This is a genomic window from Lawsonibacter sp. OA9 (genome assembly GCF_022440585.1).
The window spans coordinates 1,097,490-1,109,946 of record NZ_JAKNTI010000022.1 but is presented as its reverse complement, the minus strand read 5'-3'; the positions used below and the strand labels follow the sequence as shown (position 1 = coordinate 1,109,946).

Genomic DNA, 12,457 nt, shown 5'->3' with positions numbered 1-12,457 from the left:
CTTGCAATATCCCGCAAAACGGCCTATAATGTGGAATGAGATTTTATGTACACTGGCCCCCACATAGGAGGGAACTTATGACCATTGACCAACGGGGCGCCGGTCTGTGGCGCCGGATCGCTCCCGCCCAGCGGACCGCCTTTTTCAGCTGCCTGATCACAGGCCTTTTAGTCCATTTGTACGCCTTCACCAACCTCATCCCCAACTCTGACGGCTTGAGCCGGGTCCATGATCTTCAACAGATGACTATCTCCGGCCGCTGGTTTCTCCATTACGCCTCCGCTCTCAACAGTTACACCCAGATGCCGGCAGCCATCGGCCTGCTGTCCCTGCTCCTCCTGGGAACCGCCGCTGCCCTGACCGTCAGTCTGCTTCGGCTGGACAGCCGGGTACTCGCTGGGCTAGCCGGTGCGGTGATGGCTGCTTTCCCAGTGATGGGATACACCTTTTTATACCTGTTTACCGCTTCCGCCTACTGTCTGGCTATTTTGCTCGCGGTGCTGTCCGTCTGGCTGGCTAGGCGGGGAACCCTTCTGAGTTGGGCGGCTGGAGTGGTGGCTCTCGCTCTGTCCATGGGGACTTATCAGGCCTATGTGACTGTGGCCATCTCTCTGTCCCTACTGGCAGTGTTTCGGGCTGCTCTGGACCCTGAGTTCACCTTCCAATCCACCCTCCGCCTAGGTCTCCGGCTGATGGCCTATTTGGCTGCCGGCGCCCTGCTGTACTACGGTGTCCTTCTGCTGTTCCTACAGTTCAAGGGCCTGGAGCTGTTATCCTATCTGGGAATGGACGCCGCCAGTTCCGGCTATCCCTTCGGTCAGCTTCCCCGGCTTATCCTGGATTCCTATAAACAGGTGGTGTCCTTCTTTTTTCTTCCCGGCTCCGCCAACGGCTTCGCTGATTTGTGGATGGTCATTCTGGATCTGGCCGCTCTGGCTTTGGGGGGAGCCTGCTTTCTCCTCCACCTGGGGAAAAAGGGGCTTTATCGGGATAGGTGGCGGCCCCTGACCGCCCTGTCTATGGTCGCCCTCCTGCCTCTGGGCATGGACTTTGGCCAGATTCTCAGCCCATGGTCTGTCCCTACTCCCCTAATGAAATACGCCTTTGTATCTGTCTATCTTCTGGTCCTCCTGGCCGTCGGGCTGTTGGACAGTCAAGGGGCCTCCGCCGGTCCTGGGGCCTGGGTCCCTCCCGCCGCTGTCCTGTGGGGAGTGCTTCTGCTGGTGTTCTGCCTGAATACCAACAATCTGCTGTACACCGCCTCCGCCCAGGCCCACCGGGCTACAGAGAGCTATCTCACCCGGCTTTTTGCCCGTGTGGAGGCCTGCCCCGGCTATGAGCCGGGGATGGAGGTCGCTATCGTGGGCGCTATCCCGGAAGATCAGCTGACGGCCCAGATTGACATCTACGATCAGGTGGACCATTACAGTGTCCCCCGTGATACAGTGGCCCCCCTGAACAAGCACATCTACTACTACCTGAACGACTGGCTCAACATTCCCGTGGCGGAACCTGACGAGGACACCATGATCGCTGTGGCCGCTTCTCCGGAGTTCCAGTCCATGCCCCTCTACCCCGCCCAGGGCAGCGTCCAGATGGTGGGCGGCCGAGTGGTTGTGAAGCTCCAGGAGGAGTACACCCCAAAATCTGACTTCGAGATCGCTTATGAGAACAGGAGATAAGCAAATGGAAGACACCCTAAGATCCGGCCTGCTGTCCGTCGTTCTGCCCTCCTACAACGAGGAGGCCTCTATCCCACGGGCGGCGGACACCATTACCGCCATCCTGATAGATGCGGACATCCCCCATGAGTTAGTATTCGTGGACGACGGCTCCCGGGACCGCACCTGGACCGTCATTCAGGAACAGGCGGGCCGCCATCCCCAGGTCCGTGGGGTCCGCTTCTCCCGGAATTTCGGCAAAGAGGCCGCCATCTTCGCCGGTTTGGCCCAGGCCCGTGGAGACTGCACTTTAGTCATGGACTGTGATCTGCAGCACCCGCCAGAGAAGGCGGTGGAGATGTACCGCCTGTGGCAGGAGGGCTACCAGGTTGTGGAGGGGGTCAAGGCCAGTCGTGGCAAGGAAAACCCCTTGCATACCTTTGCGGCTAAAAGCTTTTACTCCATCATCAGCCGGGCTACGGGCATTGATATGTCCCGTGCCTCCGACTTCAAGCTGTTGGACCGCCGAGCGGTGGATACCCTGCTCGCTATGCGGGAGAAAAATGCCTTTTTCCGTGCCCTCTCCTCCTGGATCGGCTTTCAGACCACCCAAGTGGAGTTTGAGGTACAGCCTCGGTTGGAGGGCGAGTCCAAGTGGTCCATCCGCAGCCTGGTCCGATACGCCATCACCAACATCACCTCCTTCTCCGCCGCCCCCCTTCAACTGGTCACCCTGCTGGGCGTAGTGGTCTTTCTCTGCTCGGTGGTGCTGGGCATCCACTCTCTATGGCAGTGGGCCTCTGGCAACGCGCTGGAGGGCTTTACCACCATCATTTTGCTCCAGCTGTTCATCGGCAGCATCCTGATGATCTGTCTGGGCGTCATCGGCTATTACATCGCCAAAATCTATGAGGAAATCAAGGACCGGCCACGGTATATCGTGGCCGAACGATGCGAGGGGGACCGGGATGAAGGAACTGCTAAAAAAGATATTTGATCCCACCTTCTTCCGTTTCATCCTGGTGGGGATTGTCAATACCCTGGTCGGCTATGGCGTCATGTTCGGGCTCTACAACCTAGCGGGACTCTACACCTGGGGCGAGGTGGGCGAGTGGGTCTCCTCCGCCGCTAACTATATTGTAGGCAGCGTAGTCAGCTTCTTTTTGAATAAGCACTTCACCTTCCGCAACCAGGAGAAAGGGGCTGGGGTCGTCCTTCGGTTCGCGCTCAATATCACTGTCTGCTGGTTACTGGCCTACGGTCTAGCCCAGCCTCTCATGGGCTGGCTGCTGGCCGGTATGGGTCTTAGCCCACAATGGGAAGGCAACCTTACCCTACTAGCCGGCTCCGGTCTGTTTGTAATTCTGAATTACTTTGGTCAACGCTTTTTCGCCTTCCGGGCGAAATAAAAAATTGGGGTTTTCGGTACAGCCCTAGGACCGAAGATAAAAGGCGGTGTGTTCTTTATCAGAACACACCGCCTTTTTATCCTTGACAGCCAGGGCAGCCAGAACAGCCTCCCTGCCTACTCACTTCCTCCCGCCGCTTCTTCCGTATACTGGCGGCCCACAGGTCCGCCCCAATCAGGACGGCGCACCAGGTTAGCAGTAGAGTCAGCACCAAAACGGCACAGTTCCGGAAAAATTCCTGGGGCAAAATCAGGATAACCGGGTCCTCCCACCAGTTAAAAAGCCAGTTCTCTTTTCCTGGGAAAAACAGAGCATGGAACACCACAAAGGCCCGGTCAAAGTCCAAGGCCGCCAGTCCGCCCACCACCAGGAAGATAGCACCCAGCGCGGACGCGGCCCAGAATCCGGGACCTCGTCCAAGAAAACAATGGGGGCGAGCCTTTTTTCTCCTGCACCAGAAAAACAGGACCACAAGTCCGGCCAGGGACAGTACAAGTACCCACAGGTCCAGGAGGAACAGCCCCCTCACATCGGCAAAATGGCTGGCCCCGGAGGCTGAAAAGGGGAGCACGCCGGCGGCAAAGTTCGGACGCTGGCCCAGGCAGTAGTCCATCATCTGGTCAAACGCCTCTGTGATCTGCTCCCTGGTCAGGCCAGTATACTCCACCAGCCCCAGTGCGTCGATATGCGCGTAGTAAAATGGGCGGCATAGCAGAGGGGCGGCGATGGAGCCGCTAAGAACCGCCAGGGCGGTGAGGAGAGAAAGCAGCAGGGACAGCGGTTTACTGGTTTTCATAGTCATGACCTCGCAATACAGCATCTGGAAGTAGGGATAAGGCAAGCCGCACCTGACCGGTCAGGTTCCCCACACACACATACCGACACCGGAAACGTGCTCCAGCCACCTGGGCGCTCCCCGGACTATCGATAATTTCCACACAAATATCACAGCACAAAAATCGTCGGCCCCAGAGGAAACAGGTGAAACCTCCTGTGGCATCCACATGTAGGAAATCTCCATAGGCCGCTGTCAGGACCAGCAGGAACACAGTAACCGAGCGCTGCGCTCCCTCACCGGCCGCTGACTCACCTTTTCCAGATTATCTTAATCATAACACAGTTGGTCCGGCACCGCAACAAAAAGCGGGCCCGGCGTACCGGGTCCGCTTTTGTCGTTCGGATGGAAAAATCAGGCGGCCTTCTTCTTGCCGAAGATGGTCTTGCAGCCCTCCACAGCCAGTACGATGGCCAGCACAAACAGGGCGGCACCCAAGATAGACTGAGCATAAGGAGCCCAGTCGAAATTGCCGGCCTTGTCCAGAGGCATACCGCCAGCGGCCATGATCTTACCAGCCTGGGTGGTGATAGTCTGGACCAAAGAAGTCAGAGTGACCACCAGCATGAAGGCCATGGGGATATAGAACATCTTGTTGTTGCGGCCGATGTTGCCCAGCCAGGCACACACAGTCAGCAGGGCCAGAGCGGCCAGCAGCTGGTTGGCTGCGCCGAACAGGGGCCAGATCTTGGAGTAGCCAGTCATGCCCAGGCCAACGCCCAGCACCACGGTGATGACAGTGGCCACGAAGGGGTTGCAGAGGATGGCCTTGAAGCCGGTGGCATCCTTATAGGTCTGGCCGGGCTCCAGCCAGAACTCCTGGAACATGTACCGTGCCAGACGGGTGGCGGTGTCCAGAGAGGTCAGGCAGAACACGGACACGGTCAGGACCAGCAGGGAACTGATGGTACTCTGGGCGCCAGCCAGGCCGGGGATGGAGGCGACCATGCGGGAGATGCCGGTAGCGAATACCTGTGTGGGAGTTACGATCTCGCCGGAGGCATACTCGTTCCAGATGAAGGACACGGCGGACAGGGAGATCAGAGCCAGGGCGCACTCGATGAGCATACCGCCGTAGGCGATGGGCTTGGCGTCCCGCTCGTGGTCCAGCTGTTTAGCGGTGGTGCCGGAGCCCACCAGGGAGTGGAAGCCGGAGATGGCGCCGCAGGCGATGGTAACGAACAGAGCTGGGAAGACATAGCCCAGAGAGGTCCCGGTCGGGGCGATGGTGTCATACGCGCCGGTGAAGGCGGGCATATCCATATGAGCGGCGTCCGCGCCGGTGAGGCCGGCACCGATCACGCCCACGGCCGCGATGACCATCATGGCGTACAGCAGGAAGGAGGACAGATAGTCACGAGGCTGGAGCAGAATCCACACGGGGGCCACGGAGGCGATCAGAATGTACACACCGATAATCCACATCCAAGCGGTGTTGGACAGGTAGATAGGGTGCCACTTCAGACCGATGGCCAGGCAGATCACGATACCGATGACGCCCACGATGGTAGCTACGGACAGAGAAGCGCCCCGACGGTAGACGAAAAAGCCAAAAAGAATAGCCATAATAATGAACAGCAGGGAAATCATAGCCACAGAGGCATTCGTCCCGGAAGCGGCCACATCCACCACACCGTCTACATAGGTGGCCTGGAAAGTGCTGGCCACGATGGAGGCAAAGGCGGCCACCACGAGCACCAGGGTCAGGTAAGAGAAGGTCAGAAACAACTTTTTAGCCCGCTCACCGATGTTCAGTGCCACCACTTCGCCCAGGGACTGACCCTTGTGGCGGATGGAGGCGAACAGGGCGCCATAGTCATGGACAGCGCCGAAGAAGATACCTCCGATCAGAACCCACAGCACCACAGGAACCCAGCCAAAGACAGCGGCCTGGATGGGGCCGTTGATGGGGCCGGCGCCGGCGATGGAGGAAAAGTGGTGTCCCATCAGGACAGGGGCCTTGGCAGGGACGTAGTCCATGCCGTCCTCCAGCTCATGAGCTGGGGTGACCTTGGAGTCATCAACACCCCACTGTTTGGCAAGCCAGCCGCCGTAGAAGATGTAGCCTACGATCAAAATAGCGATGCCAACGATAACAACTAACATTGCATTCATTGCGTTTTCTCCTCTCCTAAATGATATGCAGAGATGATACTCCCTGTCAGCCGCTTCAGATCTTTTTGAATCGCTCTTCCCGCGCGGTTGACAGTGATTTCTCCCGTGGACAGGTCCACGGCGGCTATTCTAAACTCCATCCATCCATGGAGCGATAGCTTGTATTCCCGGCGCTTCTTCAGCTTCCTCAGCTTGGCCAGGGCTTGGGGCTCGGCGCTGTCATATAGCGTCACCGCCGTCAGATAGGTATACATATGCTGTATATGGGGGTGCACACGGGGCTCTCCGTCCTCCAGCACCCGCTGAAAGATCTGGTCCACAGCCCCCTCATCCAGGTGGTCCACCGCACAGAGATAGAGATACTCATGGTTTTCCGCCGCCCACAGCTCCGCTTTTTTGACCAGAACATACTGGCTATCCCGCATATGATAGGCGCACAGCGCCTTGAGCGGAGTACCGTCTTCTATATCCTCAATATCGTAATAGGCGGCATAGGCCCGTTTCAAGCGGTCCAGCGCCAGTTGACTCATTCGGGACAAGGTATCCTCGCTTTCCAGCTCCCGCCCACAGACATAGTAAAACAGCCAGACTTACAAAGGACGGCTGTTTTGTGTGATCGCCCTGTTGAACACAGAGGCTCCCTGGTGTAAACCTGCGGGAATTATGAACAATCTATTAATATCATCGCTATCATATCAGATTGTAGAAAAATTTGCAAGTAGTATTTGCTATCTTCAGGTCAAAAAGCGCCTTATTTCTCTCCATATTTTATTCATATTGTACAATTTTTGAGCGGTTTTTTATCAGGGCATAAAATCTTAAATTTTTTCTCTCCGCCTTCCCTGCATTGACAGCCTAACGGGAATGGACTAGAATAAAAATACATTTCTTAGCCGGAGGATCTTAATCATGAACGGATCTGTTCCGCTTCGGGGCCTTCCTATCCCAGAGCGGTGGCGGAGGCTTGCCCTCCCTTCCCTGTTTTTCGCCGCGGTCATCTACTATGAAGAATTATTCTTGAAGCTGTACTGCTTTTACTCCCTGTCCCCTGTTGGAATGCTGTTCACCCTACTGTTCACTCTGCCTGTGGCCCTCCTCTTGGGACTCTTGTGCGGCGGCCTGCCCCCCCGCCAGGGCCGGGTCCTGTTACCTCTGCTCACGCTGCTCCTCTCCCTGTGGATCGGGGCCCAGGCCATCTACTATCACCTGTTCAAGACCTTTCTGACCATCTTCTCTCTCACCAAGATGGCGATGGTCGCCGGGGCCTTTGGCGATATGGCCACCATGGAGGTATTAGTCAACTGGTTCCCTGTGCTGATGATGGCCATTCCGGTGATTCTGTCCTTCCTCTTTCGCCAGCGGCTAGTCCCAGACCATCCTCCTCTGGTCCGGGGCCAGAGGAGACGATGGGCGGTCATGGCCGCCGCTATCCAGTTGGCCACCATGTGCATCGTGCTGCTGTGCAGCGGCGGTGCCATGTCCCTGCGGTATATCTACACCCAGGCCGCTGTCCCGGCTCTGGAAACGCAATATTTCGGCATGATGACCCAGACACAGTTGGAGATCCGCCGGGTCCTCTTTGGCATCGACCCAGACCAACCTGCCGACCCGGATATCTCCCAGGAGCCTGACGGCACAGAAGTGAACGGTTCCACGCCAAACCGCAGCGGCGACCACGTGATGGACCTCCCCTTTGACACTCTCATCCGGCAGGAAACGGATGCAGATATGCTGGCGATGCATCAGTGGTTCTCCCAGCGGGAACCCACGGCTAAAAACCAGTGGACCGGCTATTTTAAGGGTAAAAATCTGGTCTGGATCGTGGCAGAGGGCTTTTCCACCCTGGCCATGGATCCCCAGCGCACCCCCACTCTGTGGAAGCTGTCCCACCAGGGCTTTGTATTTGAGAACTTCTATACCCCCTTGTGGGGAGTATCCACCTCGGACGGTGAGTATGTTACCACTACCAGTCTGATCCCCAAGTCGGGTGTTTGGAGCTACTCCCAATCCTCGGACAACTATATGCCCTTCGCGCTGGGTACCCAATTCCGCAAGGAAGGCTACCGGACCATGGCCTTCCACGACTACCTCTACGACTACTACGACCGGAATCTATCCCACTCCAATATGGGCTATGAGTACTATGCCATCGATCAGGGGTTACGGGCGGAGGATGTGATTCCTGCCGACGATCTGGCTGCTGGGCGGATTTTTCCCCCTTCTGACGAGATGATGATGGATACCATTGTCCCCATGTTTGTGGATGAGGACCAGTTCATGGTCTACTGCCTGACAGTCAGCGGCCACCTGAATTATACGCTGGAGGAGAATATCATGTCTGCCCGCCACTGGGACGAGGTCAAGGACCTGCCGTACAGCGACCCGGTCAAGTGCTATCTTGCCAGCCAAATCGAGCTGGAGCTGGCTGTGGAGAGCCTGGTAGAGCAGTTGGAGGCGGCGGGCAAACTGGAGGATACGGTCATTGTCCTGTCCGCCGACCACTACCCCTACGGCCTCACTGACGAGGAGTACAGCGAGTTGTTGGGCCACCCGGTGGACCCAATATTTGAGATCTATGAAAATACTTTGATCCTGTGGAGCGCCGACCTGGAGGAGCCGGTCTATGTGGACAAATACTGCTCCAGCCTGGACGTAATGCCAACCCTATCTAACCTCTTTGATTTGGAATATGACTCCAGATTGCTCATGGGGTCGGACATTTTGTCCGACAGCCCGGAGCTGGTGATTTTCGCCGATTACAGCTTTATTAACGAGCGGGGCTACTACAACTCCTCCGACGACTTGTTCACCCGCTGGGACGGCAGCGAAACCGATTTGGAGGCCCTGGTCCCCCTGGTCAATGAGGTACAAAATCGGGTGGCCTATTCCGCCTCCATTCTGGATACAGATTACTACCGTCTTCTCTTCCACGCCCCTACTGACTAAAGACGCCCCCTGGATAACCAGGGGGCGTCTTTCCTGTATATCAAACCCGCGGGCGGGGTATTTTTGGTCTGCCGCCCCGAGGCCGGCTGAGGGGCAGCAGTGAGCGGGCCGGTCCTTCTCCTGGCGTTCTGCCTGATAGAGAAGTCCGGGGGCCGGCGCAGTGGGGCGTCATCGGCCCAGACGGCCCATTGTCCGTCATTTCAAAGAATGGGTCAGCGGGTATCCACCCTTGACCTAATCTTAGGATACCATGTACGCCCAGGGAATTTTTCACAGAACTGCAAATAATTCATGAACCTTCCATGAACAGGCCTATGGTACATTCCAGCAAGGTGTCCTGGATATCCATGGGTATCGCGGCAGCCGTTCTCTGATCCTGTTCCCCACCTTGAAGAGAGCCTAAAAATATTGTATAGTTACAAATATCCCATCATTGAAGCCCCACTGACCGGGGCACACACCAGTGGCATAAGGAGGACAACTATATGGCCTTTGATTTCAAAAAAGAATTCAAAGAATTTTATATGCCAAAGGACAGGCCGGAGATCGTAGAGGTCCCGTCCACCAACTACATCGCAGTGAGAGGCGAGGGAGATCCCAATGCAGAGGGCGGCGCGTACCAGCGGGCGATCAGTATCCTATATGCCGTTGCGTACACGTTAAAAATGAGCTACAAGAGCGATTATAAGATTGAGGGCTTTTTTGAGTATGTCGTTCCCCCACTGGAAGGGTTCTGGTGGCAGGGCGGTACAGCCGGGGCGGGCTATGGGCGTAAAGAGGACTTTCACTGGATCTCCGTCATTCGTCTGCCGGATTTTGTGACCAGAGAACACTTTGGCTGGGCAGTCCAAACTGCTGAGAAGAAGAAGCGGATAGACTGCTCATCGGCCGAATTCCTGACGATCCATGAGGGTCTGTGCGTCCAGATCATGCATCTTGGCCCATTTGACGAGGAGCCCAAGACCGTGGCTCTGATGGAGGAATATTTAGAAAAACATGGATATGTGACAGATCTCACAGCCGACCGCCTGCATCACGAGATCTATCTGTCCGACGCGAGAAAAGTGGCGCCTGAACGGTGGAAAACAGTGATCCGCCATCCCATCAAGAAAAAGGCATAAGTCTTTGTCAGTCCAATTTGAGGCCCTTCCCTCCAGGGAGGGGCCTCTTTATATTATTTTTTATGAAGCGTATATGCCACAACCGTACATATGATGATCCCAACGCTAAACGGAACGGCATACAGAAAGGCAACGCTGGCCGGCGCGCTGTAGCAGGAGTGCTCAATACCGCAAAGCATATCACGGTAATGATAGGCAACCACGAAACACATTATGTCAGATAGTACAATCGCGAGCGCCGTGAACAAATAACTCAACTTTTTCATATGCCTGCCCCCCAATTCATTTTTTTCGCAATATTAGTGCTAATCCTATAACCATCGAAAGCACGCAGAGAATGATAAGTATACCAGATCCGCTCAAAGTAACTGTTGAAGCAGCATTAAGCTGTTCCGCTGCGCTTGGACTCAAAACCATCATAGCTCCGAACAGGATCAGACAGATAGCACCCACCAAGCAAAGCCCTATGCCCACTTTCATTTCGATTGCTTTTGGATCTTTGGTTTTTTCTAGTTCCTGTGGCACTTCATTTGTCCCTTGAGTAAATGCCTCGTCTTTCACAAGTTCGTCGATAGTAATGTCAAAGCACTCGCTCAATGCTAACAGTTTTTCTAATTCAGGCGTTGATATTCCCGTTTCCCTTAATTAAAGATATTGTTGGGTAAAAAAGAAAGGTCAGTCGATTTTGCCGATGAAGCGGTAGTAGATTTCTACTTCCTGCTCACGGCTTCCGTCCTCGCCCTTGACAGCTTCGTGGACGGTTATTTTTTCAATTAGAGTGTTCAGAAGTTCGGCGGTCAGCTCCACAGGGTTGACATACTGTTTCATCAGGGCAATCCACTTTTCAGCATCCGCTGCGGTCTGTACGGCGGCTTCCATCATTTCGTGAAGCTGTTTTATTTTTGTTTCAAGCTCCTTTTGCTCGTTCTGGTACTTCTCGGACAGCATATTGAAGTTATACTCGGTTATGCGTCCGGCAGACCAGTCCTCATACATTTTAGCAAACAGCCCGTCAACTTCGGCTTTACGCTTCTCTGCCTTTTTCAGCTCCGCAGCCTGCTTTTTCTTCGCAGAGTTTCTTTCCCTGTCACTGGCATTGAGCAGCCGTTTCAGCAGCTTGTCCTCGTCTTTCTGTGCCAGCATAGACCAGTATTGCAGTCTTGCAAGCACATAGGCATACAGTACATCATAGCGAATATAGTGCATGGAACACTGGCGTAATCCCTGTCCGTACTTACTGCAATGGTAGTGTGCATAGGGATTTTTGTTCTGGCTGTTTACACCATAAGCCAATGACCATCCGCAGTCCGCACATTTTACCAGCCCGGAAAATATCTGCGTTGTGCCATTCTTCTGTCGTCTGCGTCTGCTTGCAATCAGCTCCTGAACTTTTTGGAACACTTCTTCGGAAATGATGGCTTCGTGGGTATTTTCCACACGATACCATTCTTCCTGCGGCTTCCGCACCTTTTTCTTGTTCTTGAATGAAATGTTGCTCTGCTTGTTGTGAACACTGTGACCGATGTAGGTTTCCTCTTTCAAAATGCTCTTGACCTGTGCTATCGTCCACGCATAGGCTTTTTCTGCGGGCGCACCGGCGTAGATATTGGCGAAAGTCCCATATCTTTCATAGTTCAGCCAGCCGGGGGTAGGTACTTTTTCTTCCACCAGAATCCGTGTAATGCTGGCGGCACCCCTCCCGTGTACGGCAAGGTCAAAAATCTTCTCTACAATCCAGCGTGTTTCCGGGTCGATCAGAAGATGACCTTTTTTGTCCGGGTCTTTTACATAGCCCAGCGGTGCATAGGCTCCATAGTGTGCGCCATTGGCAAATCTTGTGTGCATGGCAGCCTTGACCTTTTTGCTGGTCTGTCGGGCGTGCATTTCATTCAGGATGTTTAAGAACGGGGCAAGCTCGCTTTCTCCGTTGATGGTGTCCACATTGTCATTGATGGCAATGTAGCGTACTCCCTTGCTGGGGAAATAGATTTCCGTGTACTGACCAGTCAGGATATAGTTTCTTCCCAGACGGGATAAGTCCTTTGTGACAACGCAGTTGATTTTCCCGTCCTCGATGTCATCAATCATCCTTTGGAAACTTGGACGCTCGAAATTTGTCCCGCTCCATCCGTCGTCAATGTACTCGTCTACAACGGTCAGCCCATGCTCTGCGGCATACTGCCTAAGCATCAAGCGCTGGGTCTGGATACTGCCGCTTTCCCCCTGTAATTCATCGTCACGGCTCAATCTCAAATATAGTGCAGTGTTATAAATCGTTGTATTGTATGGTTGTTTCACGGTTAAAAATCCTCCTTCTACTAAAAGAAACAACCCACGCTTATACAATACTCGCTGGTACAAGTATATCAT

General features: G+C 54.7%; 10 protein-coding genes. 5 read left to right on the top strand and 5 right to left on the bottom strand.

Features of this window, described 5'->3' with window-relative positions:
• Window positions 1–77: 77 nt before the first annotated feature.
• The 3 genes from MCG44_RS06430 to MCG44_RS06420 are packed head-to-tail and all read left to right on the top strand — an operon-like array spanning window position 78 to window position 3,070.
• Window positions 78–1,682 (top strand): glucosyltransferase domain-containing protein, encoded by a 1,605-nt coding sequence (locus MCG44_RS06430; RefSeq protein WP_240287354.1) that lies wholly within the window; start codon window positions 78–80, stop codon window positions 1,680–1,682.
• A gap of 4 nt (window positions 1,683–1,686) precedes the next feature.
• A complete protein-coding gene (locus MCG44_RS06425; RefSeq protein ID WP_147572151.1) occupies window positions 1,687–2,658 on the top strand; it encodes a glycosyltransferase family 2 protein in 972 nt (323 codons plus the stop codon).
• Window positions 2,630–3,070 carry a GtrA family protein gene (locus MCG44_RS06420; protein WP_147572150.1) on the top strand — a complete coding sequence of 147 codons (441 nt, stop codon included), beginning with the start codon at window positions 2,630–2,632 and terminating at the stop codon, window positions 3,068–3,070. Before MCG44_RS06425 ends, MCG44_RS06420 begins: the two co-directional genes overlap by 29 nt.
• Before the next feature lie 76 nt (window positions 3,071–3,146).
• Here MCG44_RS06420 and MCG44_RS06415 read toward each other — a convergent pair whose 3' ends face one another.
• The 3 genes from MCG44_RS06415 to MCG44_RS06405 form a co-directional block, all read right to left on the bottom strand.
• Complete coding sequence (locus tag MCG44_RS06415; protein WP_186852086.1) at window positions 3,147–3,866, bottom strand: TIGR01906 family membrane protein; 720 nt, start codon at window positions 3,864–3,866, stop codon at window positions 3,147–3,149.
• A 393-nt stretch (window positions 3,867–4,259) separates the two neighbouring features.
• Window positions 4,260–6,020 (bottom strand): carbon starvation protein A, encoded by a 1,761-nt coding sequence (locus tag MCG44_RS06410; RefSeq protein WP_147572148.1) that lies wholly within the window; start codon window positions 6,018–6,020, stop codon window positions 4,260–4,262.
• On the bottom strand, window positions 6,017–6,550 hold the full coding sequence (locus MCG44_RS06405) for a hypothetical protein (protein ID WP_186852085.1): 534 nt from the start codon (window positions 6,548–6,550) through the stop codon (window positions 6,017–6,019). The genes MCG44_RS06410 and MCG44_RS06405 overlap by 4 nt, the downstream gene beginning before the upstream one ends.
• Before the next feature lie 379 nt (window positions 6,551–6,929).
• On the opposite strand from MCG44_RS06405, the gene MCG44_RS06400 reads away from it, so the two are divergent.
• Together MCG44_RS06400 and MCG44_RS06395 are read left to right on the top strand one after the other, a co-directional pair.
• A complete protein-coding gene (locus MCG44_RS06400; RefSeq protein WP_240287352.1) occupies window positions 6,930–8,966 on the top strand; it encodes an LTA synthase family protein in 2,037 nt (678 codons plus the stop codon).
• Window positions 8,967–9,451: 485 nt separating this feature from the next.
• Window positions 9,452–10,087, top strand: coding sequence for a GyrI-like domain-containing protein (locus tag MCG44_RS06395; protein ID WP_147572145.1), 636 nt, complete (start codon window positions 9,452–9,454; stop codon window positions 10,085–10,087).
• Between the two features lie 282 nt (window positions 10,088–10,369).
• Here the strand turns inward: MCG44_RS06395 and MCG44_RS06390 are convergent, their stop codons facing one another.
• Window positions 10,370–10,684, bottom strand: coding sequence for a hypothetical protein (locus tag MCG44_RS06390; protein WP_240287350.1), 315 nt, complete (start codon window positions 10,682–10,684; stop codon window positions 10,370–10,372).
• Between the two features lie 78 nt (window positions 10,685–10,762).
• The gene (locus MCG44_RS06385) at window positions 10,763–12,385 is read right to left on the bottom strand and encodes a recombinase family protein (protein ID WP_240287348.1); all 1,623 of its coding nucleotides are present in this window, start codon (window positions 12,383–12,385) and stop codon (window positions 10,763–10,765) included.
• Window positions 12,386–12,457 lie beyond the last annotated feature (72 nt).